The following is a 25,034-nucleotide window of genomic DNA, read 5'->3' on the forward strand; positions in this document are numbered from 1 at the left end:
CGAACCCTGCTGCGAACAGGGGAGTGTCAGACCGCGGGTCTACACTGCTGACATGTCCACGGCGGCCAGTGACGATCTGACCCGCAGCCCGCATCCGCGACTGCGGCCCTTCGTCGGGGACTATGCCGGCTACGACATCTCTGGGGTACCGGCGGGAACCCATCTCGGGCTACCTTCGGGAGCACTGACGTTCATCGTCGCGATCAACCAGCCGCTGCAGCAGTATTTCCCGGAGGCGGACACGGTCGAATCGTTCGACGTGCTATTGGCTGGCCTGCACCTATGGCCGACTCTGATCGCGCACAACGGTGCCATGTCCGGCATCCAGATCAACTTCACCCCGTTCGCACCTCGTGCCTTCTTCGCATCCCCGGCCGTCGAATTCGCCCACCATTCGGTTGAGCTCGGAGACATCGCCCAGCCTATCGCCGCCGAACTTCACGAGCGGGTGAACACCGCACCGACCTGGTCCCAGCGTTTCGATGCCATCGATGACGTTCTCCTCCGTGCAATCCGCGATGATCTCGGGCCCCGCGCCGAGGTGGTCGAATCCTGGAGGCAGATCGCGCGCAGCCACGGCGGTCTGCCGGTCTCACTCGTGGCCGATGAAGTCGGATGGAGCCGGCGGCATCTCAACGGGCAGTTCCGCGCGGAGTTCGGCATCGGCCCCAAAGAGGCGGCTCGAGTCATCCGCTTCGACCGGGCGCGGAAGATCATTTCGGCGGGAAAGTCGCCCCTCGCCGAGGTGGCGGCGGTCTGCGGCTACACCGATCAGTCACACCTCAACCGCGACTTCAGGCTGCTGACCGGCACCAGCCCGACAGGATGGCTCGACAGCGACCCGATCGCGCGCCGTTCGGAGCCTAATGGCGCGGTGTCATTCAACGGCACTGCGAGCCAGACTTCCCGCTAGTTCTCATTTGTCCAAGACTCAAAGGTGTCCATCGTCCGATGATGGTGGGGACACCAACTACGAGGAAAGGAACTGACATGTCGAACGGCACTAACGGAGCAGGCACCAACGGAGCCAATGTCTGGCCGACATTCCGCTACCGGGATGCCAAGGCCGCGATCGCGTTCCTCAAGGACGCCTTCGGATTCGAAGTCGCCGCCGAATACACGAATGCCGACGATCCGCAGCGCGTCGACCATGCCGAGCTGCGGTGGCCCGAAGGTGGGGGAGTCATGCTCGGCTCCGCTCGTGATGACGGAGGCGCAATGACGAAGACCGGAGTCGCCTCCGGCTCGGTCTACATCGCCACCGATCAGGTCGCGGAACTCTACCACCGAGCGATCGCAGCCGGTGCCACAGAGGTGATGGGGCTGACCGAACAGGACTACGGCTCCAAGGACTTCAGTGTTCAGGACCCCGAAGGTGTGCTGTGGAACTTCGGGACGTATCGGGGTGCGGGCGCAGACTAGGAACGGCCGCCTCGGCAGAGTAGAGGGACTGCCCCGGTCTGGGGCACATCGACATTCTGGGTCACATTGACGTCATCGAATGCTGGTATCTCCCCGGACTCATCCCCACCAAGGAGGTGAAGGCAGTGATGAACGAATTCGGGTTCGCCCAGCCGCACTCGGCTGCTGTGTCATAGACGCTTCTTCCCTCGGCGAGGAGGAGGAGGGCGCGATGAACTCTCAGCTCCGCCCTCCATTGCCGAAAAGTCATTCCAGTCTCCTGCTGGAACAACCGAGACAGGGTGCGCTCGCTCGCACCGACCTGGCGGCCCAGCTGGGCCAGCGTAGCGACATTCGACAGATCCTCCTCGACCAATTGGGTCACAGCCAGGAGACGATCATCATGTGGCTCCGGCAGGTACAACGGCTGTTCACCGGTGAGACTCAACTCGTCGATGGCGACGAGCCGAAGCCGGTCCGTGCTCTCCCTCGAGCGTTGTCTGGATCCGGTCAGCGCAAGCAGCGATTCCCGAGCGAGGGGTGTCGTGGCCAGGACTGCTGGGTACGGGCCCAAAGGCTCCGCCATTCCATCCGGGAGGAAGACGATCCGCATATCGGTCGCCCCGTGGGCCCGATGCTGGTGTTCGAACCCTGACGGAACCCAGACGACCCGGTTCGATGGGGCAATCCATGAACCGTCTCGCGTCACAAGGGAGAGGACTCCCGTAGCCGGATACACCAGATGCCCGAGATCGTGGGTGTGAGCGGGAGTACGTTCATCATGGCCGAGCTGGTGGATCAACTCGGGACTCATCGCTTTGTGGCTGAATTTGTCCATTGCCAGTCAGTTTATCGGTTGCACGCCGTCGCGGGGCCGGTTTGAATGGGGAGTATGGAAAAAGCATCATGAAGAGACGTGACCCGAACTTCACTGTGGAGCTCACGCTGGAGACGGATGGCAGCGCCACCGTCGATCCACCTCGGCGAGAGAGGGCAGCGGACGGACACCGACGACGCAGCCTGCTGCTTCTCGGGGCAGGTCTGATCCTCATCGGACTCAATCTGCGCATCGGAGTCGCATCGGTGGGACCGGTGCTCGGCGATATCCTCGATGACTTGCAGCTGAGCGCCACGACCGCAAGCCTGCTGACCACTATCCCTGTGTTCGCATTCGGCGCGTTCGCGTTTCTCACACCGGGCCTCACGCGGCGATTCGGAATGCACCGGGTCCTCGGAATCATCATGATCGTTCTCGCTGCCGGCATCGCCCTGCGACTTCAGCCGAGCCTGGTGGCACTTCTGGGCGGCACGATCCTCGTCGGCGCGGCCATCGCCATCGGCAACGTCCTGCTGCCCACGGCGATCAAGAGCGACTTCTCTCATCGGGCGGGACTGATGATGGGGCTGTACTCCACCGCGCTGTTCCTCGGCGCAGCTCTGGCGTCCGGCCTGACCGTGCCGATGCTGCCACTCTTCGACGGATCCTGGCGGTGGGCGATGGGTATCTGGGCGGTGCCAGCCGTGCTGGCCGCGATTCTGTTCCTCCCGCAGATGCGACGCGCTCGGGACTCGGCCGGACCCGAGGCAACCGACTCGGGTCGGGACGGCTCTGCGACGTCCGCCTCAGGTGAACCACCGTTTCGGGCGATGCTCAGAGACCCGATCGCGTGGTCGGTCACCGGCTTCATGGGGTTGCAGTCGCTGAGTTACTACGCGGCTCTGACCTGGGTGCCGGCCATCTTCCAAGAAGCAGGAATGCCTGCCGATCGAGCAGGATGGATGCTCTCGTTCTCTGCCTTCCCGGCAATCATCACTTGCTTGGTCACGCCGACAATCGCCAAACGGCTCAAGCCGCGATGGGTGGCCGTCTTCGCCGCCGCTGTCCTCATCGGTGCCGCGTTCCTTGGCCTGCTGCTCGCGCCGCAAGCCGGTGCCTATGCGTGGATGACGCTGCTGGGGTTGGGGCAGGGGGCAGCGATCAGTCTGTCGTTGTCCTATATCGTGTGGCGCTCCCCGGATGCCCATCACACCGGGCACGTATCAACGATGGCCCAGGGATTCGGCTACCTCGTCGCCGGGCTCGGCCCGCTCGGATTGGGGTGGCTGCACACCGTCACCGGGTCATGGACCGTACCGCTCATCGTCCTCATCGTGCTGCTCCTGCTCCAAACGATCATCGGCGGCCTCGCCAGTCGAGACCGGCACGTCGGAGGCCGATATCAGGGCAGGACAGTCATCGTCATGCAGGAGCCGGCACATACGCATGGATAGCTACCGGGGCGGCAGGACGCATGGGACATTGCGTGCCCGACTTCCTCGAATCGGCCAGAAGCTGCTGCGGGTGCCTGCCGTCCCGCGGATCGACAGCGGATCTCTGGTCATCCTCGGCGCCTCGCTGTGTCTGGTCGGTCTTGGTCTGCTGATGGTGCTGTCGGCGACATCGATCACCTCCTTCGACGGAACCAGCGGATCCTCGTTCTCCATCTTCGCCAGGCAGGCATTCTTCGCAGCCATCGGCATCATCATGCTGACCGTCACTGCGCTGATTCCGGCGCAGATATGGAGTCGGCTGGCCGGTCCGATGATCATCGCCGGGTTGGTGCTCCTATCCCTTCCGCTGATTCCGGGGCTGGGCATCACCGTCAACGGAAGCACCAACTGGGTGCATGTCGGCGGACTCCAGCTTCAGCCCTCGGAAGTCTTCAAACCAGTGCTGGCTCTGTGGCTCGGGGTCGCGCTCGCTCGCAGATCACAGCGGCTTCATCGCCCCAAAGATCTGTTCTTCGCCGTTGTCCCCGTCTCGGCGTTCGCGTTCGGTTTCATCCTCCTCGGCGGAGATCTGGGCACGACCTTGGTTCTCATGCTGATGACGTTGGCCGCACTGTTCATCGCAGGTGTCCCAAAGCGGTATTTCGCGGCAACACTGGGTGTGATCGCCGTGGGTGTGACCATCCTCGTGGCTACAAGCCCGTACAGAATGGCACGTGTGCGTGCGATGTTCGCGGACACGGATGCTTTGAGCGACGTCGAGACCCTCGGCCAGCACTGGCAGTCCAATCATGGGCTGTTCGCGTTGGCCTCGGGAGGGTGGACCGGAACAGGGCTGGGAGCCAGCCGCGAAAAATGGTTCTGGTTGGCAGAAGCGCACAACGACTACATCTTCGCCATCATCGGCGAGGAGCTGGGACTTCTGGGCACACTGACGGTGGTGTGCCTCTTCGGCCTGTTAGGCGTGGGGCTGATCAGAACCTCGTTGAAGAGCCGGGAGCTGAAGACGAAGGTGCTGTGCCTGACCGTCTTCGTGTGGATATTGGGCCAGGCATTCATCAACATGGGGGTTGTGACGACGCTTCTGCCCGTCATCGGCGTGCCGCTGCCCTTGATCTCATACGGCGGTTCCTCCCTCGTATCCACGTTGATCGGAATCGGACTGGTGATCTCCTTCGCCCGTGCCGATAGGGCGGGTCGAGATCGTGACCGGGATCAGGATGACGCTGAAGCGGCCTCGTCGAATCGCGCGGACACGCCCTCGGCCCACCGGTAGGGCTGAGTCGCGAGGAGTGCACCGATCGAACGCCGCAGCCGGGACACCTCGGCGCGCACCGTGACCTGATGGTCGGCATCACCGTAGAGCTTGAGGCTGAGATCGCCGGCCCTGATGCCAGCTGGCCCCGCCGAGGTGATCGCTGAGAGGATCTGAGCGCGCCGGGGCGTGAGGGGCACGACGAATGGGTCAGTGCTCGATTCGATCTCCAGCATCGCAGACCGAGCTGTCTGCCGCAGCACCACCGACACCTGCTGAGCGTTGATGTCGGCACTCGGCCGCAGCAGCCAACCACCGGTCACCCTCTCCGGGATGCACAGACCGGCACCGGGGATGAGGATCGTGCGATCAGACGCCGGCACCTCTATCCGCTCTTGGCTCTGCACTCCCTGTCGGTAGGCGACCCAGCCCTCATCATCGACGACCAGCGCCGGCCCCCGACTGCCGTTGAGGACAGTGGACATGCGAGTTCGCAGACTGCTCAGCTGCTCCTGCCGGATGAGGGAAAGCCGGGCCTCGGCCAGGCGAACAGCGGTTGTCACCAAGGACTGCACCGCCGGGTGGAGAGTCAGCGCCGGCCCGCTGATGTCGACGACGCCGAGGAGCCGGCCATCACTGGGATCATGGACGGGAACGGCGCTGCAGTACCAGGGGTGCTGCGAGGTCTCGAAGTGTTCGGCGGAGAACAGCTGAACTGGGGCCTCTTCGGTCAACGCGGTGCCGATGGCATTGGTGCCCACCACGGGTTCGGACCAGTGGGCACCCTCGACGAAGCCGAGACTGTCCGCCTGACGCTGGGCGGCACTGGCACCGTCGCGCCACAGGATCACACCCTCGGCGTCGGTGACGACCAGGATGAAGGTCGCGGCATCGGGAATCCGCAGAAGAATGGTTTTGAGCTCATCAACGATGAGGCGCAGCTTCGAATCGCGTCTGCGGGACTCCACATCCGCCTCGGCGGACAGAACTCGACGATTGCCGCCCGAGGGATCCAACCCCAAGCGCAGCATCCTCTGCCACGAGCGTGCAACGAGCGCTCGCGGCTGCTCCGGCGGCGAACCGCCGGTGATCACGGCATCGTGAATGCGGGACAGATCCCGAGCAAGATGCGCCAGGTCGAGCTGAGGCATGCTTCCGAGTATAGGGGTGATGTGGCTCACTGCATATGCAACTCGATGCAACCCTTTCTTCGGTGCCGGCGGCGGCATAGCTTGGAGTCACACAGCTCAACGAAGAGGAGTGACATGACAACGACAATCGACCGCCAGCAGCTCACAGCCGATGACATTGCAACGCAGTGGCTGGGCGATTTCGAATCCGCGATGCGCAGCAGGGACGTCGAAGCCGCAGTGAGTCTGTTCGCCACCACGAGTTACTGGAGGGACCTCGTCGCCTTCTCCTGGAACCTGTCCACCGTCGAGAACCGTGACGGCATCAGGGACCTTCTGACGGAGGTCATCGACCGCGTCGCCGCATCGGACTTCGAACTCGGAGAACCGGCCACCACAGCCGATGGAGTCACCGAAGCCTGGTTCACCTATGCCACCGCAGTCGGCAGGGGCAAGGGCATGGTTCGTCTGGTCGACGAAGACGGAACCAAAGCGTGGACGCTGCTCACTACTTTGCAGGAGCTCAAAGACCACGAGGAGCCGCAGGGACCTCGCCGGCCCAAAGGAGCCGAACACGGAGTCGACCCCGAGCGGAAGAGCTGGTCGGAGAAGCTCGCCGAGGAGGATGCCGCCTGGGGTGACACCGCCCAGCCGTACACGCTCGTCGTCGGTGGGGGACAGGGCGGCATCGCACTCGGCGCTCGCCTGCGCCAGCTGGGTGTTCCGGCACTCGTCATCGATCGGTGGGAACGGCCCGGAGACCAGTGGCGCTCGCGATACAAGTCGCTGTGCCTGCACGACCCTGTCTGGTACGACCACCTGCCCTATCTCAAGTTCCCTGAGAATTGGCCGGTGTTCGCTCCCAAGGACAAGATCGCTGACTGGTTGGAGTTCTACACCAAGGTGATGGAGATTCCGTACTGGTCATCGACGACAGCCACCTCGGCGAAATATGACGAAGCCTCTGGTCAGTGGACGGTCAACGTCGAACGCAACGGTGAGAAGATCACTCTCAACCCGACGCACCTGGTCATGGCCACGGGGATGTCGGGTAAGCCCAACGTTCCCTCGTTCCCAGGATCCGATGTCTTCCAGGGCGAACAGCAGCACTCCTCGCAGCACCCCGGGCCCGATGCCTATGCCGGTAAGAAGGTCGTCGTCATCGGCAGCAACAACTCCGCTTTCGACATCTGTGGGGCACTGTATGAGAACGATGCAGACGTGACGATGGTCCAGCGCTCGAGTACTCACATCGTCAAGAGCGACTCACTCATGGACATCGGCCTCGGCGACCTCTACTCGGAGAAGGCGCTCGCCAACGGAGTGACCACTGAGAAGGCCGACCTCACATTCGCCTCCCTGCCGTATCGGATCATGCCCGAGTTCCAGATCCCGCTCTATGAGCAGATGAAAGAACGCGACAAGGACTTCTACCAGCGGATGACGGATGCAGGGTTCGACCTCGACTTCGGTGACGATGAGTCCGGAATGTTCTTGAAGTACCTGCGCCGGGGCTCCGGCTACTACATCGACGTCGGCTCAGCTGAGCTCATCGCCGATGGCAAGGTGAAATTGGCCAAAGGCAATGTCGACCATCTGACTGCTGACTCTGTGGTGCTGGAAGACGGTACCGAGTTGCCGGCCGACCTCGTCGTCTATGCGACCGGATACGGGTCGATGAATGGTTGGGTTGCTGATCTCATCGACCAGGAGACAGCAGACAAAGTCGGCAAATGCTGGGGCCTGGGCTCGGACACGACGAAGGATCCGGGCCCGTGGGAAGGCGAACAGCGCAATATGTGGAAGCCCACCCAGCAGGAGAACCTATGGTTCATGGGCGGGAACCTGCACCAGTCGCGGCACTACTCGCTGTACTTGGCACTCCAGCTCAAGGCACGCTATGAGGGACTTGAGACGCCGGTGTACGGGCTGCAGGAAGTGCACCACCTGGCGTGATTGGTGAGGGCGGGGCCGGGCCTGAGTGGGCTGGGGCTGCGTAGGCTGCGCCTGGGCGGGCCGGGTCGCCGTTTGCTGAACCGAGTTGTGCGCACTTAGGCGAGTTGCGCAGTCGCGCCGCGCAGTCGAGTCACGCGTATTACGCCGAATTTCGTGCACTAGGCCGAGTTGCGGACGATCCGTGTTGAAATCTGCTCCGGATTCCAGCACAGATCGTCCGCAACTCAGCTGTCAGGAGGTCTGGCCGGTCAGGACAGCCCAAGGTGGTGGCGAATCTGCGCCTCGAGCTGCTGATAATTCACTTTGCTTGTCACATGGATGACGGTCCAACCTTCGGTGCGCAGTGCTTCATCGCGTCGAATGTCGCTCTGCCACTGCTGTTTCGATCGCAGGTGGTGTTCGCCCTCGTACTCAAGGGCCAGCAGATCGTCGGGATAGCCGAGGTCCGGTTCGACTGTGCGTTTGAGCAGCGGGCTGTAGATCTTCGGATGGACGACGGGTTCAGGGAGGCCGACGGCAAGCGTCCACAGTCGTAGGTCGGTTTCCGGTGGGGAGTCGACGGTGAGGCGGACAAAGTCGAGTGCCTCGATGAGGTGAGCACGTCGACGGACGAAAGGCCGATTGCAGACGTGCTCCTGGAGTTCGTCGAGGCTGATCTGCGGTGGGCCGTGCCAATTGCCGACTGCGGCGTCGCCGAGTTTCACAAGGTCCCGCTGGCCGAGATCTTTGCCGAGGCCGATGAACGCATCTTCGGGAGCAACAACCTCAAGGCCACACCACTGCCGTGTCGACATCTTGGTCATCCTATGCAGTCTGATCTGAGAGATCCTGATCCGTGAATGCCTGTTGCTCACAGAGACGTGAAGTTGAGACGTCCGCCAATTAGACGGCAGCGGCCATCCGTACAGCCGGGCGGCCAACGCGTGACTGGCCGCGATTCCCGGGTAGAGGAGCTGGGCGGCGCGGAGCCGCAGCGCGTCCCATTTCCAGAAGTCGTCCGCCCAGGTCGGAGTGGGGCATCGGTCGAAGGCCTCGAGGTCCGATCTCACTCCGGGGAGTACCTGCTCATAGCGCTTCGAGTGATAAAGGGAATGTCGTGTGATTCCCCGTGCGGTGTAGTCCTGGGTGCGGAACAGCTGTGGAAAATCTCGCATCACCCACCTGTCTCCATTGAACATGGATGACATCATCACTCACTTCGCGGCGAGAAGAAATGGCTTGAAATCAGCCTGTGGACAGAACTTTTTCGTCCACAGGAATCTACGCACGAGTGGGTGGGGTGGAGGAGCGGGGTTGCCACACGCTGGAGAGCGGGGTGCGCCTGCAAGTTGCGGACGATCTGTGCTGAAAACCGAGTCGGAAATCAACACGGATCGTCCGCAACTCGGTAGGGATAGCTAGACGGCAGAGCGTGGCTCGGAAGTGAAAGCTTGAGGGCAGCGAGCTCCACGTCAGAATCAGCGCAGTTCGCTCACCTCATGGGCGTACTCAGCAGGTGCTCTGATACCTGAAGCCCGATCACAGACCCAGTCGTGCCAGCACGTTCTTCACGTGGGCCAGAGCCTCGTCCTGGGAGAGGCTGAAATTCTGGTTGAAGTACATGCCGTCGCCGATGAGCTGTACGGTCATCGCCAGATCGGGATCGCCGAGATGTTCATTGAGTGCATCGAACCAGGCTTCTCGGGTCCTCCGGAGCGTGTCCTTCGCCTGTTCATTCTCCTGCGCCAGGCAGCTTGCCGCGATGAGACTGCGGTCCAGCGGTGTGCCGGTCTCGGCTGAGGTCTCAAGATAGTACATGTGCAGGCGATCGCCAGCATTCTTCATCTCCGCAACATCTTCTTCGACAAGCCGGTCGAGACGCTCGAGACTGCCCTTGATCAGCTCCGCCTTCGACCCGTAGTGATAAAGCAGGCCTCCCTTGGAGACACCAGCTTTCGCTGCGACCGCGTCGAGTGTTGCCCCCGAGATACCGTGTTTTTCTAGCAGGAGATCGAAGGCGTCGAGGAGCTTCTCTTTGGTGTCGGTGGAGTTGCGTGCCATAGCGTTGAGCCTAGTCGATGTAGAGGACGCTCGGTTTCTGTAGTCGCAGCAACGCTGCGCACTTATAGGATTGGGACTCAGCTGAGGCAATGAGCCATGGGCGAAGTGAGAGTGAAAGCGCGGGGGAGGTGTTGATGGAACAGCGGCCGATTCGAGAAATGGATTGGACGAAGGCACGCGACATCCGGCGAGACCTCGAATCGGAGACCAAGGACAGACTCCTGGCCGCAGCTCGGGCCGTCTTCTCCTCTCAGGGATTCGATTCAGCGACGGTCGGCGACATCACTGCCGCGGCAGACGTCTCGCGACCTTCCTTCTACGTCTACTTCGCCACCAAGTCAGAGGTGTTCCGCGTCGTTGCAGCCAAGCTGCGGGACGAAATCCTCGAAGCGCACCACTACCCGAAGCCGATGGCGGATGACCCCGTGCTCGTGGCGAGGGCCTCAATCGAAGCATTCATCACCATCTACGTCGACAATCTTGAACTCCTCGACGTCATTGAGAAGCGAGCACAGACAGATCCGCAGGTCGCAGAGATCAACGCGGTCATCGTCGGCAAGCCCTTCCGTCGCATCTTGCGCCAGATCACCGACGTTCGGGATTCCGGACTCGCGAACCCGCCAGTCGATGCGGAATATGCGGCTCACCTCATGGACGCGGTCATCGTCGATGCCGCCTCGGCGACCAGGAAGGACCGGCACCGGATGGATTACTACATCGACCAGGCCACCCGGGTCTACTTCGCCATCATCGGGTTCACCGGAGATCTCACCGCTCTTGACGCTTGATTCCTCGACCGAATCTGCGGTGTCCATTCCTTAGATCCCAATGCACCAGCAATCTCGCCAAGTGGTCCGAGCCGATCCAGCGCTTGCATAGGGAGATTCCTTCGATTAGAACTGTGATTGACAGAGTCGTCAATCGGTCAGCGGTGATCGGTGAGAAGGAGTTTCCATGAACGGCAGCAACGGTGACACTCGAACCTCTTCGTGGGAGGAATCGGCAGCTGAACTCGCAACGCTGCGAGCGCTGTGGCCCGAGGGAGTTCCGCACACGGTCCCTGAAGCCGCAGCCGGACCTGGACTGGCTGAGTCGGTGATCCACTGGGCAGGCGAACGCCCCGACTCTGCGGCTATGAGTTTCTACGGCTGGAAGTCGACCTGGGCTCAGCTCAAAGACGATGTCGCGGCAACGGCCGGCTGGCTGGCCGGACGCGGCGTCAGCGAGGGGACTCGAGTCGGCGTGTACATGGGCAACTGCCCGCAGTTCGTCCATTCCTTCCTCGCCATCGCCTGGCTCGGCGCCATCTACGTCCCGGTCAACCCTATGTATCGAACCGAAGAGCTCAGACACCAGCTGGCCGACTCCGGTACAACCCACATCATTGCTCACCCGCACTCGCGCAGCCTTGTGGAGGGCGCAGTCTCGCAACTTCCTGAGACCATCGACATCACCTGGACCGACCCTGCGGCAGTCTTCGCCTTCTCCTCGGCACCGAAACCCAGCGCCGACTGTCCTCATACAGTCCCCGCACCCGAGGACGCAGGCGATTGGGGCCGGGTCCTCGCCTCGACGCCGGTCGACCCAGTACCGGCAGACCCCGACCGGCTCGCCTCACTCAATTACACGGGTGGGACGACGGGGCTGCCCAAGGGGTGCGAACACTCCCTCGGGCATCTGTCATACACGGCGGTGTCGGCAATGGCCGGAATGGCGACGACCCCAGGCGACGGGCGGGTCGTGTCACTCGGATTCCTGCCGATGTTCTGGGTTGCCGGCGAGAACTTCGGTCTCCTCCTTCCTATCTACGGCGGCGGTGAAGTCGTCATCATGGCCCGTTGGCATCCGCAGGCGGCCCTGCGCAGCATCGCCGAACGCGGCGTCACCCGTGTGGTCTCACCTGCCGACGGCTACGTCGAACTCGTCGACCTCCTCGACACCGAGGAATTCGCCGACGCAGATCTGTCCTCGTTGGAGACCTGCCAGGCTGTGTCCTTCGTTCGCAAACTCGACGTCGAACTGCGCGAAGAATGGAAATCGCGAACAGGAATCGTTCTGCGCGAAGCGTCCTACGGCATGACCGAAACGCACACCTCGGACACCTTTACCCTCGGACTCCAAGACGACGATCGCGATCTGCGCGCCGAGCCCGTGTACTGCGGATTCCCGGTACCCGGCACCGACATCGTCGTCGTCGATCTCGACCTCAACCCGGTGCCCGTAGGAGAGACGGGAGAGATCCTCGTCCGCTCGCCCTCGGTGACGACCGGGTATTGGAAGAATCCCCGCGCGACCGAGGACTCGCTCATCGACGGTTGGCTTCGCACCGGCGACACCGGACGCTTCGACGACCAGGGTGCCCTGACGTACCTCGCCCGCACCAAGGAGATGATCAAAGTCAACGGAATGAGCGTCTTCCCCGCCGAGGTGGAGGGTCTTCTTCGCGCCCACCCCTCCATTGAAACGGTGGCTGTCGCCCCGCGTGAGGACGCCGATCACGGCCAAGTGCCCGTCGCCTTCGTGGTCCTGGCTGAAGGCGTCGCTGCGGACAGCGAATCGCTGACCGCCTGGGCGAAGGAGAACATGGCCGTGTACAAAGTGCCCGAGTTCGTCTTCGTCGGCGGCATGCCCATGACTGCGACAGGCAAGATCCGCAAGACCGTGCTCATCGACGAACTGTTGGAGGGAAACCGTTGAGCGCTGCGAATTCCGCCGAGGCTGTCGGCCTTCTCGTCGCCAACCGCGGAGAGATCGCCTGCCGGATCATCCGCTCGGCCAAGATCCTGGGGTACCGTGCTGTGGCCGTGCAATCAGCGAACGAGGAGACTCTGGGCACTGCGGCCGGACTGCACGTCGCACTCGCCGACGAGGTTGTCACACTCCCCGGCTTCGGTGCATCCGCGTACCTCGACCCCGAGGCCATCGTCGCAGCGGCAACGTCGGCAGGCTGCAAACTGGTTCACCCCGGGTACGGATTCCTCTCGGAGTCCCCGCGGCTCGCTGGTGCCTGCGCCGAGGCGGGACTGACCTGGGTCGGTCCGGAGGCCGAGGCTTTGGAACTGTTCGGAGACAAGCAGGCAACTCGCGTCCGCGCCGAAGGGTTGGGAATTCCGACGCCTCCGGCCACTGGACTGCTGGCGCTCGAGGACGCAGGCGTCGAATCGGACCACGGTGAGGCGCTGCGAGCCACTCGCGCACTTCTCGACGCGCACCGCTCCGGAATCGCGATCAAGGCGCTGGCAGGAGGAGGGGGCCGCGGGATCCGAATCGTCGCCGATCCGGATGAGCTCACTGGTGCCCTGCGGGCATGTGTGTCCGAGGCTGCAGCCGGTTTCGATGATGCCCGGATCTTCGCCGAGGCTCTGATCACTGGCGCTCGCCATATCGAAGTCCAGGTGATCGGCACTCCCGACGGCACCGTGGTTCTTGGAGACCGTGACTGCTCGATCCAGCGCCGGCGGCAGAAGCTCATCGAGATCGCCCCGGCTCCAGGGCTCGAAGACGGCCTGCGGCAGAGCCTGCACAATGACGCCGCACGACTCGTCGCTTCAGCTGACTACAGGTCCCTGGCGACCGTCGAATTTCTTGTTGCCGGGCACGAGTACTGGCTCCTCGAGGTCAACCCGCGGATTCAGGTCGAGCACACCGTCACGGAGGCAGTGACCGGACTGGATCTGGTAGCGGCGCAGCTCGATGTCGCCGCCGGGCGGACGCCTGCGGGCTTGGAAAATGTGGAGCCACGGGGTGCGGCTATCGAACTGCGCATTTCTGCTGAAACGGTCCTCAGCTCAGGAGAGCCAGCTCCCAGTACCGGCAGAATCAGCTCTTTGACGTGGCCGACGGGGCCTGGGGTGCGCATTGACACCTGGGCTGTCACTGGTGTCGCCATGGCCGGAGGATTCGACCCTCTGCTCGGTAAGATCACCGTGCACAGACACGACCTCTCCGCGGCCGTCGACGCAGCAAGGCGTGCCCTCGCCGAATTCCACACCACGGGGATCGAGACGAATGCAGGGATGCTGCAAGCGATCACCGAAGTCCTGGAACTTGGGAACTCGACAACATCGGCGTACGACGAGCATGCCGAGGAAATCGGGATTCGAGGACGAGAGAAGCATGCGGCCAATCCGGTCGACGGCTCAGCCGCAGACTCAGCCGACGGCGGTGCTGCGTCGGATCAGTGCGACGCAGACTCTGTCGACCACAGTGAGCCTGAGCTGAGAGCAGGGGAGTCACTGCTGCGATCGACGATGAGCGGTGCTGTCGTGGCCGTCAGCGAGAACCGCAGCGAATACGTCCTCATCGAGGCGATGAAGATGCACCACCCGGTCACCGGTCCCAACGCTGCAGGTGTCCGTCACCTCGTCGCGGTCGGTGACCAGGTGGCGACAGGACAGCCGCTTGCCGTTCTCGTCGACGCCGAGACGGGTCGGTTCGAAGACGTTGACCGATTTGAGCCCCATCCAGGGGTCGCCGAGGTCCAGAACAGGCATGCCGCTGTCGGAGACGAGGCGCGCGAAGACCAGCTGGCCAAGATCCGCAAGCGAGATCGTCGAACAGCACGCGAGAACATCGACGACCTCGTCGATTCCGGCAGCTTCGTCGAATACGGTCCACTTGTCATCGCGGCACAGACTCGCAGACGCAGCGTCGAGGACCTCATTGCCAAGACCTCGGGCGACGGCCTCATCGGGGGACCGGCGACTATTGACGGACGTGAAGTCGTCGTCATCAGCTACGACTATTCGGTTCTGGCCGGCACACAGGGCACACGCAACCATGCGAAGACCGATCGACTGATCCAACTCGCTGAGACCAAACGGGTGCCGATCATCCTCTTCGCCGAAGGCGGAGGCGGTCGGCCCGGCGACACTGACCGGGGGCCGAGCTCAGGCCTACAGGTTCCCACCTTCGCTTCCCTGGCCAGGCTGCGCGGCAGGGTGCCGTTGATCTCAATCGTCTCCGGCAGGACCTTCGCTGGAAATGCGGCACTTGCGGGAGTCTGCGACCTCATCATCGCCACGCCCGATGCGAACATCGGTATGGGCGGGCCGGCGATGATCGAAGGCGGAGGACTCGGTCGCTATAAGCCGGAGGACATCGGCCCGGTCGACATTCATACCGCCAACGGCGTCATCGACGTTCTTGCCGACGACGAATCTGCTGCAGTGGCGATCGCCCGGGAGGCCCTCGGGATACTGAGTGGTACGGGCAGCGAAGCACTCGAGGACCCCCTCAGCGAGGGGAAAGAGGAGCGAGCACGCACGGTTGCGCCGGCCGACAGGCTGCGGACCTTCGCCATCCGAGATGTCATCGACACGATTGCCGACGATGGAACATTCATCGAAGTGCGGCGGGACTATGCGCCGGGTGCGGTGACCGGATTCGTGCGAGTCGGAGGGCAGCCGCTGGCGCTCATCGCCAATGACAACCACCACCTCGGCGGGGCGATCGACGTTGATGCGGCGCGCTCGCTCTCCCAGCATCTGAAATTGGCCCAGGATCACGGGGTCCCGGTCCTCTCGCTCATCGACACCCCTGGTTTCATGGTCGGTCCCGAGGCAGAGCGCGAACCGGGTGTGCGCGCATTCGGTGACCTCTTCGTTGCGGGCGCGGCGCTGACGGTGCCGGTCGGCTCAGTCGTCATCCGCAAGGGATACGGCTTGGGTGCGATGGCTATGGCCGCGGGGGGATTCGACGCGACCTCCTTCACCATCGCCTGGCCCAGCGGCGAGATCGGACCGATGGGACTCGAAGGGGCCGTGCGACTCGGCTATGCAAAGGAACTCGCCGCGATTGAGGATGAAGCAGAGCGGAAGCAGCGAGAAGAGGAGCTGATTGCGGCTGAATACGAGCAGGGCAACGCAATGAGTGCGGCCATGATCTTCGACATCGATGACGTCATCGATCCGGCCCGAACGCGCGATTGGGTGCTGACTCTGGTGCGAGGGCGGTAGGGGAGCGGAGCACAACCTGCGGCGCGCAGAAAAATATACGCGCCACCTTGTTCACTGTACCGTCTAGACGGTACAGTAGATTCCATGTTCACCACACAGACACCACAACTGCGCGCTGGTCGGCGCGAATGGGCTGGCCTGGCTGTGCTGATGATCCCTGTTCTGCTCATCTCGATCGACAACACCGTCTTGGGATTCGCGATACCGGCCATCAGCACCGGCCTCCATCCCACCGGCACCCAGCTCCTCTGGATCGTCGACATCTATGCGCTCATGCTCGCGGGACTCCTCGTGGCCATGGGCAGCATCGGTGACCGGGTCGGTCGCCGCAAACTGCTCGTCGTCGGCGCCATCGGCTTCGGCCTGGCCTCGCTGCTGGCTGCGTTCTCCACTTCGCCGGAGATGCTCATGGCCGCCCGTGCGCTGCTGGGCAACTTCGGCGCCACCCTCATGCCCTCGACGCTCTCGCTCATCCGCAACATCTTCCTCAACGCCAAGGACCGCCGGGTCGCCATCGCCACCTGGTCCGCCATGTTCTCAGGCGGCGCCGCCCTCGGGCCCATCGTCGGCGGAATTCTGCTCGAGCACTTCCACTGGAGCGCGATCTTCTTCATCAACCTTCCTCTGATTGCGATCTTCATTCCCGCCGCCATCGTGCTGTTGCCGGAGTCGCGTGACCCGAACCCGGGCCGGATCGACCCCTTGTCGATCGTGCTGTCCATGCTCACGCTCACCCCGCTCGTCTTCGCCATCAAACACGTTATGGCCGAGGGCGTGGACCTCCTCTTCTGGGCCAGCCTCATGGTGACCGCGCTTGCGGGAACCGGATTCGTTCTTCGCCAGCTCTATTCCTCGCGTCCGCTGCTCGACGTCCGGCTCTTCACCGACAAGGTCTTCAGCTCAGCAGTGGCGTCCAACCTGCTCAGCGTCATGGGCCTGGCCGGATTCCTCTATTTCGGCACCCAGCTGCTCCAGCTGGTTCTCGGCATGTCCCCGGTCGAGGCGGCGCTCGTCCTCATCCCCGGCCTCGTCACCTCGATCGTCGCCGGCTACGCGGCGGTGCCGATCATGGCGCGAGTCCAGCCGCGCGTGGTTGTTCCCTGTGCCCTCGTGTTCAATGCAGTCGGGCTCGGGATCGTGGCCTTCTCACCCGAACATTCGGTCGCGGGCATGGTCATCTCGTTCCTCATCCTCGGCATCGGCATCGGCACGGCCGAGGTCATCACGAACGACCTCATCCTCGCGGCTGTTCCTGCGCACAAGGCGGGTGCCGCCTCGGCGATCTCCGAGACGGCCTACGAATTCGGATCGGTCATGGGAACCGCCGTCCTCGGCGGACTCTCGACTATGGTTTTCGGCTCCCACCTGCAGGCCACGCTGGGTGCCAAGGCGAGCGGTCCGGAGTTCGACACCCTTGGTTCCTCACTTGAGCATGCGAGTGCCAAAGGTGGGCAGATCGGTGATCAACTCGCCGAGGCTGCTGTTGCGTCCTTCGACCTCGGCGTCCAATGGGCGGCAGGTGCAGCGGTCGTCCTCGTCCTCATCGCTGCGGTCCTCACCACGTTCGGCCTCAAGGGCGCGGGCCGGCTCCTTCCTGGGCCAGTTGAAGAGCCCCGCATCACTGAGCCTATTTCCTGAGGACGGATGGACAGGACAGATTGAGCGCGAGCCAGACCTCCTGGGACGCCCGAGGCCCCGCGGACGATTCGATCGAATCATCCACGGGGCCTTTCGTCTTCATGCATCAGGTTCCACTGCTCAGATCATGAGCTGACCGACTCGCTGTCACGCGATGTCGCCGCGGCTGTCTTCTTCTGCCGCTGACGTGCCAACACTCGACCGATGCCGGTGTAGAGCAGTGCGCCGATGAGGACGACATAGAGGACGATCGTGATCGGCGAGGACGCGAGGGTCGAGACATCGTTGCCCGAAGCCAGCAGGGCATCGCGCAGACTGGATTCTGCCAGTGGGCCCAGCACCATGCCGATCATCAGCGGAGCCAGCGGCACTCCGTAGCGTTTGAGCACGAAGCTGATGATGCCGATTCCCAGCAGGACCATGAGCTCGAACTGCGACGCCGAGGTGGCATAGATGCCCAGCCCGCAGAAGACTGCGATGCCACCGTAGAGGTAGGGATCCGGGATCTTGAGCAGCTTGGCCCACAGCGGAGCGAAGGGCAGGTTGATGATGAGGAGGACGACCATGGCGATGAAGAAGCTCGCCAGCAGACCCCACACAAGGTCAGGGGATCGGTCGAAGAGCAGCGGCCCTGGCTGCAGACCGTACTGACGGAACGCCGCCAACATGATCGCGGCTGTCGCTGAGATCGGCAGGCCCAAGGCCAGCAGGGCACCCATGGCGATGCCGGTCGTGGCGGAACCTGCCGACTCGGGTCCGGCCAGGCCGCGGATGGCACCCTTGTCACCGAACTTCGGATGTTCGCGTCTGGAGTCGAGTTTGCGCTCGAGACCATAGGACATGAACGTCGGCACATCTGCGCCGCCGACTGGAATCACACCGAAGGGCAGGCCGATCGCAGTCCCCCGCAGCCAGGCCGGCAGTGCCTCGCCGAATTCCTTGCGGGAGAGGAAGGGGCGACCCGAGGAGTTGATCGTATTGTCGTTCACCTTGCGACGGATCCGGGAGGCGATGAAGAAGACCTCGCCCAGAGCCAGGATCGCGACGGTCACCGTGACCAGCGAAACCCCGTCGAAGAGTTCGGGGACACCGAAGGTGAAGCGTTCCGTTCCGGAGACCGAATCGATGCCGATGACCGAGAAGCCGATGCCGAGCACCAGAGCCATGAGGCCCTTGAGTACGGAGTCAGCGACGACCGAAGAGGTCGCAACGAACGCGAAGAGTGCGAGTGCGAAGAACTCTGCAGGACCGAAGTTCGACGAGAAGTCTGCCAATGCAGGTGCGACGAACACAACGAGACAGCAGGAGATGAAACCGCCGATGAAGGCACCGATCGCGGCCGTCGCCAGAGCCTGCGGGGCTCGCCCGTTGCGCGCCATCTTGTGGCCTTCGAACGTCGAAGCGATCGCCGATGCCTGGCCGGGAGTGTTCATGAGAATGGCCATGGTGGAGTCACCGAAGAGACCACCGAAGTAGACGCCGGCGAACATGATGAATGCACCGGTCGGGTCGAGAGCGAAGGTCATCGGCAGCAGCAGTGCCACTGCCATCGATGACCCCAGACCCGGCAGTACGCCGACGGCGGTGCCGAGGAAGCAGCCGACGAGAACCCACAGCAGGTTCATCGGCGTCAGCGCGTGTGTGAAGCCTTCGAAGAGGGACATGAGAGCGTCCATATCAGAAGCCACCTCCCAGGATTCCCGAAGGAAGATTGAGCCCCAGCAGCACCGCGAACGCGATGTAGACCAGGGACGAGAAAGTCAGTGCCATGGTGAGGTCGAACAGAGGACGTTTCGACCCCATCGACCGGGCCACGCACCAGAACAGAAGAGCAGCGGCAAGGATCCACCCGGCGAACTCCAAGATGAGGGCGAACGCGGCGAAGCCGCCGGCACCCCAGGCCAGGGACACGAAGTCGCTGTGGGTGCGATGTGCGGAGTCTTCCGCCCGAGCTGCAGCAAGTGCCTTACGGTCCTGGGCCGGTTCATCCTCTTCATGCGGGTCAAGGCGTGAGGCAGATACCGCCGAGGTGACAGGCGTCGAGAATGCCTTCTCCTCCTCCACCTCCGCGGGGAGACCATCGTCGACATCGACGGGTTCGGGATTGCGGATATAGGCGATCGTCAGCAGAACAGTGAGGATGTAGCCGACGATCATGATGATCATGGGGAAGAACTGCGGCCCCGGCTGATCGGCATCCTCGGCGACGTCCATCGTGATGATGCCGATGAGCAGGTAGGTCGAGAACCCGGCCATGATGAGGGGGACCAGGAGACCTGATCGCCCCTGCCACCAGGTCCCGGCGCCGAGGTGGCCCGTCCTGGTTCTCTTCTCCGTTGACGTATTGATGCTCACAGTCCCAACTCCTTCAGCAGCTTCTCGATCCGAGAAGTGTCCTCCTTGATGAACTCTGCGAACTCATCACCTGTCAGCCACACGTCCGTCCATTTGTTGCGGTCGAGGGCGTCGGCCCATTCCGCGCTGTCACGAGTCTGCTTGAGGATGTCGACAAGCTGCGAGCTCTGATCCTCGCTGATGTCGGGGGCGCCGAGGAAGCCGCGCCAGTTGGTCAGAGTCACCTTGTAACCCTGTTCCGTCATCGTGGGAACCTCGTCGTAGCCGTCGATGCGTTTCGGTGAGGCCACACCGAGAGCCTTGACGCGGCCGGCTTCGATCTGGTCCGAGACCTCGTTGAAACCACAGGACGCGAAGTCTGTTGTGCCCGAGAGCAGCGTCTGGATCGCCTCACCGCCGCCGGACTTCGGAATATAGGTGATGCCAGAGGCCGGAATATCGGAGAGCAGAGCCAGCTGAGCGATCGTGAGGTGATCGACGGAACCGGCAGAACCGCCTGTCCAGACGAACCCTTCCGGGTCCTTCTTCCAGGCGCCGACGACGTCATCGATCGTGTTGTACGGAGAATCGGCGGCGGCGATGAGTACGTCATAATCCTCCGCGACCCGGGCGAGCAGAGTCGTGTCGGAGAACCCGACGGGCGACTTGTTGAGCGCAATGCCGCCGACCATCGCGGTACCGGTGGCCAGGAGGGTGTCGGCCTGACCGCCCATAGTGGAGAACTTGCCGAGCCCGATGGTGCCACCGGCGCCGGGAATGTTGACGACCTGGGAGTTGTTGGCCAGGTTGTTCACCCGCATAGCCTGCTGGGTCTCGCGGGCGAACCCATCCCAACCGCCACCGGCACCGGCAGGTGCGATGATCGTGAGGTTCGAGGAGAGATCTCCCTTGGCCGATGCTGCTTTGACCGAGTAAGCGGTGGCCGTCCCGATGGCAGCCACTGCGATGGCACCGTAGGCGATCCGACCGAACATGCGCCGAGTCGGATGAGGCGGCTCGGACCGTGGATCTGCGCCAGGATCTGAGGCGGAATGGTTCGTCATTGACCAAACTTTCATATCGGTTGTGAACTGCATGTGAGGCTCGTCATAGCTTAGGTTGATTCACGTCACAATTACTCGGTTGTGCGCACTGATCGCGTTCTGCTCATTCTGCTCACCTGGACGCGCGGGAACTGCGGGAGTGAAGTTCGCGATGTGAGGTGTCATGGGCGCACCCGTTCCCATCTATGCGCCATCGCCATCTGCGCGCCATCATCGACGTCGAGGTAGTTAGGCTGGGACCATGAACGACACTGCCCCCAGCGCCCCCGTGGCCAAGAAGATCCCCCATGAGCGCACCCACCACGGCCACACCTTCGTCGATGACTACGAGTGGATGCGTGAGAAGGAATCCCCGGAGGTCATCGCCCACCTCGAGGCCGAGAACGCGTGGACGAACACCCAGACATCCGGACTCGAACCACTGCGCGAATCGATCTTCACCGAGATCAAAACCCGCATCAAGGAAACCGACATGTCGGTACCGACCAGGCGCGGCGACTACTGGTACTTCTCCCGCACCAAAGCAGGGCTCGACTACGGGATCAGCGTTCGCGCCCCCATCGCGAACGCCGATGACTGGACTCCGCCCGAGGTCGGCGAGGAGACGCTTCCCGGCGAAGAGGTCATCTTCGACTCGAACATCGCAGCCGAGGGGCAGGAGTTCTTCTCGCTGGGCACCTTCTCTCTCACCGATGACGGTCGGTATCTGCTCTTCGGCGTCGACAACTCCGGAGACGAACGCTACACACTGAGACTGCGCGACCTGAGCACAGGCGAAGATCTGCCCGACACCGTCGAAGGCACCTTCGCCGGTGCCTCCATCGACCCCGCCGGCCGCTACGTCTTCTACACCACTGTCGACGAGGCATGGCGACCGGAGAAGGTCTGGCGCCACGTCGTCGGCACCGACAGCAGCGACGATGTCTGCATCTTCCACGAGCCCGACGAGCGCTTCTTCGTCGGCTCGGGATTTGCCCGTTCAGGCAAATACATGTTCGTCGTCACCGGGTCGAAGACCACCACAGGATTCTGGTCGCTCGAAGCCGATGACCTCGAAACCACTCCGCAGGTGGTCTGGCCCCGCGTCGACGGAGTCGAATACTCCGTGGAGCATGCGATCATCGCCGGTGAGGACCGCTTCCTCATCACCCACAATCAGGACCGCGATGACTTCGATATCATCGATGTGCCCGTCTCCGATCCGGCCGGTACTGCACGCGAACCCGTCGACGCCATCGACGAACCCGGCGGCATCGCCGACCCATCCACCCTCGGTCGTCCCTTGCTGGATGACGTCGACGGGCTGCGCATCGAAGATGTCGACGCCTTCGCCGACTTCATCGTCGTCAGTTACCGTCGCGGCGGATTCGCCCGGGTCGGCATCATCGAGCTGAACACGAGCGAGCAGGCCGTGCGAAGTGGAGCGTCGACTCCCAGCGACACTGTTTCGCCCTTTGGTCGACTGCAGGAACTGCCGTTCTCTCGCGAAACCGGCACCCTGGGATTCGCCGGCAACCCAGAGTTCACACAGACGAGCATCCGACTGCTCTTCACCTCCATGTCCACACCCGCTGTGATCTATCAGCACAGCGTGACAGAAGGCACTGACACGGTCCTCAAACGCCAGCCCGTTCTCGGCTCGGTCGACCTTGAGAACTACCGCGAATCCCTTGTCTGGGCCAGTGCCGAGGACGGAACTCAGATTCCGATCTCCCTGGTCTATCGCACCGATCTGGTGCCGCTTGCCACCGGAACCACCACCTCGGCGACGAACAGCACCACCACCTCGGCGACGAACAGCACCACCACCTCGGCGACGGACACTGCAGCAGCTCCAGCCGAGCCTGCCCCCTTGGTGCTCTACGGGTACGGCTCCTACGAGATGAGCATGGATCCCTACTTCTCCGTCTCGCGGCTCTCCCTGCTCGACCGCGGAGTCGTCTTCGCCATCGCACACGTGCGAGGCGGCGGTGAGATGGGCAGGCACTGGTACGACCAGGGCAAGACCTCGGCGAAGAAGAACACCTTCACCGATTTCATTGCGGCTGGACGCCACCTCGTGGCCGAAGGGTGGACGAGTCCGGAGAAGCTTGTTGCAACCGGGGGATCGGCCGGAGGGCTGCTGATGGGAGCGGTGACGAACATGGCTCCGGAGCTCTTCGCCGGGGTCAGTGCACATGTGCCCTTCGTCGATGCGCTGACCTCCATCCTCATGCCCGAACTTCCCCTCACCGTCATCGAATGGGAGGAGTGGGGAGACCCGCTCCACGACCAGGACGTCTACGAATACATGCGCTCCTATTCTCCGTACGAGAACGTCGCAGAGGTGGCCCATCCGAAGATTTTGGCTGTGACCTCCCTCAATGACACCCGGGTCCTCTACGTCGAACCTGCCAAATGGGTCGCTCGACTCCGTGAGGTCGGTGCCGATGTGCTGCTCAAAACCGAAATGGTCGCCGGACACGGCGGTGCATCCGGACGGTACGACTCTTGGAAGGAAACGGCTTTCGACTTCGCATGGATCCTCGACGTGCTGGGTCGATCGGATGTCACCATCGAAGCCTGATGCTGAGGTGTGGCGTCCCCGCGGGGACGCCACACCGGGACGCTTGGGTGATGCATGCGCGGCAGCAGGGGACGTTTGTCGCGACAGATAACAATACTGGGACGATTGTCTCCAAAACCTTCTTTTGGTCGGTCGTGTCAGCGGCGCCCAATAGAGTGGTTGTCATCACAGTCGCACCCTTGCTCGTCTGCGGAATCAGAATGATCTGAGCCGCAGCCAGTATGTGGTTCGTCTGCAGTTCTACGAGGCCCACCGATGGGTCCGACCGGGAACAAGTGACAGGGTTCGTGCCGGTTCTGCGCAGTTGCACCGGTTTTTTTCAAAGGGGAGAAGAATGCGTCTCAGGCGTCTGGCCACAGCAATTGTGGCGGTGAGTTCGGTTATTGCGGTATCAGCATGTTCGGGCGGAGACGGCGCCAGCGGTGACGGTGAAGGCGGGGATTCCTACTCGATCGGCATCTCCCAGCTGGTTCAGCACCCGGCGCTCGACGCCGCCAGTGTAGGATTCAAGAAGTCATTCGAGGATGCCGATGTCACCGTCAAATGGGACGAACAGAACGCGCAGGGCGAGCAGGCCAACGCGACCTCTATCGCGCAGACATTCGCCAACGAGGACCTCGACCTCGTCCTCGCAGTGGCCACTCCGGCAGCACAGGCTGCCGCGCAGGCAATCACCAACGTTCCGGTGCTCTTCACCGCCGTCACCGACGCCAAAGAGGCCGGGCTTGTGAAGTCCGACGATGCGCCGGGTGCCAACGTCACCGGCACCTCCGACCTCAACCCGGTCGCCGACCAGCTCAAACTGGTCAAGGAACTGAAGCCCGATGCAAAAACTGTCGGCATCGTCTACAGCTCCGGGGAGGTCAACTCGGAAGTCCAGGTCGACCTCGCGAAGAAGGCCGCGAAGGACATTGGGGTCAAGATCAAGGAAGCCACGATCGCCAACTCCAGTGAACTGGCGCAGGCAGTGGACTCCCTCGGTAAGGTCGACGCGTACTACGTCCCGACCGACAACAACGTCGTCTCGGCCGTCACGACCATGGTCCAGGCAGCGGAGAAGAACAAGGCCCTCCTCGTCGGTTCGGAAGCCGGCCAGGTGGAACAGGGTGCGGCGATCACCCGCGGCATCGACTACACGAAGCTGGGCGAACAGACCGGCGAAATGGCGCTGAAGATCCTCCAAGACGGCAAGAAGCCGGCCGACATGCCAGTAGAGACCAGCTCCAACCTCGAGCTCGTGGTCAACCCGAAGGCCGCCAAGGCTCAGGGCGTTGAAATCCCGAAGAAGCTCATCGACGAAGCCGACAAAGTCATCGACTGATCGATTAAGCATCATCGACTGAGCGACCCACGTCGTCGACAGCTCGACCCCCGTCGTCGGCCGAGACTCGTGACCTATCAGGTCCCGTGATCGGCCGGCGGCAC

General features: G+C 62.8%; 18 protein-coding genes. 11 read left to right on the forward strand and 7 right to left on the reverse strand.

The window, feature by feature from the left end; translation table 11 throughout:
* The first annotated feature begins 52 nt into the window (after positions 1–52).
* Together INT29_RS15965 and INT29_RS15970 are read left to right on the forward strand one after the other, a co-directional pair.
* Positions 53–913 carry a helix-turn-helix domain-containing protein gene (locus INT29_RS15965; RefSeq protein WP_193072353.1) on the forward strand — a complete coding sequence of 287 codons (861 nt, stop codon included), beginning with the start codon at positions 53–55 and terminating at the stop codon, positions 911–913.
* A 77-nt stretch (positions 914–990) separates the two neighbouring features.
* Positions 991–1,422, forward strand: coding sequence for a VOC family protein (locus INT29_RS15970; RefSeq protein ID WP_101572803.1), 432 nt, complete (start codon positions 991–993; stop codon positions 1,420–1,422).
* 61 nt (positions 1,423–1,483) lie between these two features.
* Here INT29_RS15970 and INT29_RS15975 read toward each other — a convergent pair whose 3' ends face one another.
* On the reverse strand, positions 1,484–2,239 hold the full coding sequence (locus INT29_RS15975) for a helix-turn-helix domain-containing protein (protein WP_101572804.1): 756 nt from the start codon (positions 2,237–2,239) through the stop codon (positions 1,484–1,486).
* Positions 2,240–2,307: 68 nt separating this feature from the next.
* Between INT29_RS15975 and INT29_RS15980 the strand changes: the two genes are divergently transcribed.
* Positions 2,308–3,672 carry a CynX/NimT family MFS transporter gene (locus tag INT29_RS15980; RefSeq protein ID WP_193072354.1) on the forward strand — a complete coding sequence of 455 codons (1,365 nt, stop codon included), beginning with the start codon at positions 2,308–2,310 and terminating at the stop codon, positions 3,670–3,672.
* Complete coding sequence (ftsW, locus tag INT29_RS15985; RefSeq protein ID WP_193072355.1) at positions 3,665–4,945, forward strand: putative lipid II flippase FtsW; 1,281 nt, start codon at positions 3,665–3,667, stop codon at positions 4,943–4,945. Before INT29_RS15980 ends, ftsW begins: the two co-directional genes overlap by 8 nt.
* Here ftsW and INT29_RS15990 read toward each other — a convergent pair.
* Positions 4,885–6,075 carry a GAF domain-containing protein gene (locus INT29_RS15990; protein ID WP_193072360.1) on the reverse strand — a complete coding sequence of 397 codons (1,191 nt, stop codon included), beginning with the start codon at positions 6,073–6,075 and terminating at the stop codon, positions 4,885–4,887. The two genes, ftsW and INT29_RS15990, sit on opposite strands and share 61 nt — an antisense overlap.
* A gap of 114 nt (positions 6,076–6,189) precedes the next feature.
* On the opposite strand from INT29_RS15990, the gene INT29_RS15995 reads away from it, so the two are divergent.
* On the forward strand, positions 6,190–8,010 hold the full coding sequence (locus tag INT29_RS15995) for an NAD(P)/FAD-dependent oxidoreductase (RefSeq protein ID WP_193072361.1): 1,821 nt from the start codon (positions 6,190–6,192) through the stop codon (positions 8,008–8,010).
* A gap of 248 nt (positions 8,011–8,258) precedes the next feature.
* Here INT29_RS15995 and INT29_RS20245 read toward each other — a convergent pair whose 3' ends face one another.
* Both INT29_RS20245 and INT29_RS16005 read right to left on the reverse strand, forming a co-directional pair.
* Positions 8,259–9,164: a hypothetical protein gene (locus tag INT29_RS20245; protein ID WP_226842096.1), complete on the reverse strand. Its 906-nt coding sequence runs from the start codon at positions 9,162–9,164 to the stop codon at positions 8,259–8,261.
* Positions 9,165–9,528: 364 nt separating this feature from the next.
* Positions 9,529–10,050: a TetR/AcrR family transcriptional regulator gene (locus INT29_RS16005; protein ID WP_101572814.1), complete on the reverse strand. Its 522-nt coding sequence runs from the start codon at positions 10,048–10,050 to the stop codon at positions 9,529–9,531.
* A gap of 134 nt (positions 10,051–10,184) precedes the next feature.
* Here INT29_RS16005 and INT29_RS16010 point away from each other — a divergent pair, with 134 nt between their 5' ends.
* The 4 genes from INT29_RS16010 to INT29_RS16025 all read left to right on the forward strand — a co-directional run bounded on the left by INT29_RS16010 (position 10,185) and on the right by INT29_RS16025 (position 17,645).
* Positions 10,185–10,838 carry a TetR/AcrR family transcriptional regulator gene (locus tag INT29_RS16010; protein WP_193072362.1) on the forward strand — a complete coding sequence of 218 codons (654 nt, stop codon included), beginning with the start codon at positions 10,185–10,187 and terminating at the stop codon, positions 10,836–10,838.
* A 166-nt stretch (positions 10,839–11,004) separates the two neighbouring features.
* Positions 11,005–12,747 carry an AMP-binding protein gene (locus INT29_RS16015; protein ID WP_193072364.1) on the forward strand — a complete coding sequence of 581 codons (1,743 nt, stop codon included), beginning with the start codon at positions 11,005–11,007 and terminating at the stop codon, positions 12,745–12,747.
* Complete coding sequence (locus tag INT29_RS16020; RefSeq protein WP_193072365.1) at positions 12,744–16,007, forward strand: acetyl-CoA carboxylase family protein; 3,264 nt, start codon at positions 12,744–12,746, stop codon at positions 16,005–16,007. The genes INT29_RS16015 and INT29_RS16020 overlap by 4 nt, the downstream gene beginning before the upstream one ends.
* 84 nt (positions 16,008–16,091) lie before the next feature.
* A complete protein-coding gene (locus INT29_RS16025) occupies positions 16,092–17,645 on the forward strand; it encodes an MFS transporter (RefSeq protein WP_193072366.1) in 1,554 nt (517 codons plus the stop codon).
* A gap of 125 nt (positions 17,646–17,770) precedes the next feature.
* Here INT29_RS16025 and INT29_RS16030 read toward each other — a convergent pair whose 3' ends face one another.
* From INT29_RS16030 to INT29_RS16040, 3 genes are read right to left on the reverse strand one after another with little or no spacing between them, the layout of a single operon-like run.
* The gene (locus tag INT29_RS16030) at positions 17,771–19,321 is read right to left on the reverse strand and encodes a tripartite tricarboxylate transporter permease (protein ID WP_101572834.1); all 1,551 of its coding nucleotides are present in this window, start codon (positions 19,319–19,321) and stop codon (positions 17,771–17,773) included.
* Between the two features lies 1 nt (position 19,322).
* Positions 19,323–20,000: a tripartite tricarboxylate transporter TctB family protein gene (locus INT29_RS16035; protein ID WP_193072367.1), complete on the reverse strand. Its 678-nt coding sequence runs from the start codon at positions 19,998–20,000 to the stop codon at positions 19,323–19,325.
* Positions 19,997–21,043 (reverse strand): Bug family tripartite tricarboxylate transporter substrate binding protein, encoded by a 1,047-nt coding sequence (locus INT29_RS16040; RefSeq protein WP_193072368.1) that lies wholly within the window; start codon positions 21,041–21,043, stop codon positions 19,997–19,999. Before INT29_RS16040 ends, INT29_RS16035 begins: the two co-directional genes overlap by 4 nt.
* 241 nt (positions 21,044–21,284) lie before the next feature.
* On the opposite strand from INT29_RS16040, the gene INT29_RS16045 reads away from it, so the two are divergent.
* Both INT29_RS16045 and INT29_RS16050 read left to right on the forward strand, forming a co-directional pair.
* Positions 21,285–23,609 carry a S9 family peptidase gene (locus INT29_RS16045; RefSeq protein ID WP_193072369.1) on the forward strand — a complete coding sequence of 775 codons (2,325 nt, stop codon included), beginning with the start codon at positions 21,285–21,287 and terminating at the stop codon, positions 23,607–23,609.
* Between the two features lie 334 nt (positions 23,610–23,943).
* Positions 23,944–24,930, forward strand: a complete 987-nt coding sequence (locus tag INT29_RS16050; protein WP_193072371.1) for an ABC transporter substrate-binding protein — start codon at positions 23,944–23,946, stop codon at positions 24,928–24,930.
* Positions 24,931–25,034 lie beyond the last annotated feature (104 nt).

The sequence above is a fragment of the Brevibacterium sp. FME37 genome (genome assembly GCF_014897485.1).
Taxonomy (GTDB): domain Bacteria; phylum Actinomycetota; class Actinomycetes; order Actinomycetales; family Brevibacteriaceae; genus Brevibacterium.

Bases quoted from the DNA above. Each gene is read 5' to 3' on its own strand.
- INT29_RS15965 (WP_193072353.1), top strand. From the start codon at position 53: ATGTCCACGGCGGCCAGTGACGATCTGACCCGCAGCCCGCATCCGCGA.
- INT29_RS15970 (WP_101572803.1), top strand. From the start codon at position 991: ATGTCGAACGGCACTAACGGAGCAGGCACCAACGGAGCCAATGTCTGG.
- INT29_RS15975 (WP_101572804.1), bottom strand. From the start codon at position 2,239: ATGGACAAATTCAGCCACAAAGCGATGAGTCCCGAGTTGATCCACCAG.
- INT29_RS15980 (WP_193072354.1), top strand. From the start codon at position 2,308: ATGAAGAGACGTGACCCGAACTTCACTGTGGAGCTCACGCTGGAGACG.
- ftsW (WP_193072355.1), top strand. From the start codon at position 3,665: ATGGATAGCTACCGGGGCGGCAGGACGCATGGGACATTGCGTGCCCGA.
- INT29_RS15990 (WP_193072360.1), bottom strand. From the start codon at position 6,075: ATGCCTCAGCTCGACCTGGCGCATCTTGCTCGGGATCTGTCCCGCATT.
- INT29_RS15995 (WP_193072361.1), top strand. From the start codon at position 6,190: ATGACAACGACAATCGACCGCCAGCAGCTCACAGCCGATGACATTGCA.
- INT29_RS20245 (WP_226842096.1), bottom strand. From the start codon at position 9,164: ATGCGAGATTTTCCACAGCTGTTCCGCACCCAGGACTACACCGCACGG.
- INT29_RS16005 (WP_101572814.1), bottom strand. From the start codon at position 10,050: ATGGCACGCAACTCCACCGACACCAAAGAGAAGCTCCTCGACGCCTTC.
- INT29_RS16010 (WP_193072362.1), top strand. From the start codon at position 10,185: ATGGAACAGCGGCCGATTCGAGAAATGGATTGGACGAAGGCACGCGAC.
- INT29_RS16015 (WP_193072364.1), top strand. From the start codon at position 11,005: ATGAACGGCAGCAACGGTGACACTCGAACCTCTTCGTGGGAGGAATCG.
- INT29_RS16025 (WP_193072366.1), top strand. From the start codon at position 16,092: ATGTTCACCACACAGACACCACAACTGCGCGCTGGTCGGCGCGAATGG.
- INT29_RS16030 (WP_101572834.1), bottom strand. From the start codon at position 19,321: ATGGACGCTCTCATGTCCCTCTTCGAAGGCTTCACACACGCGCTGACG.
- INT29_RS16040 (WP_193072368.1), bottom strand. From the start codon at position 21,043: ATGACGAACCATTCCGCCTCAGATCCTGGCGCAGATCCACGGTCCGAG.
- INT29_RS16045 (WP_193072369.1), top strand. From the start codon at position 21,285: ATGAACGACACTGCCCCCAGCGCCCCCGTGGCCAAGAAGATCCCCCAT.
- INT29_RS16050 (WP_193072371.1), top strand. From the start codon at position 23,944: ATGCGTCTCAGGCGTCTGGCCACAGCAATTGTGGCGGTGAGTTCGGTT.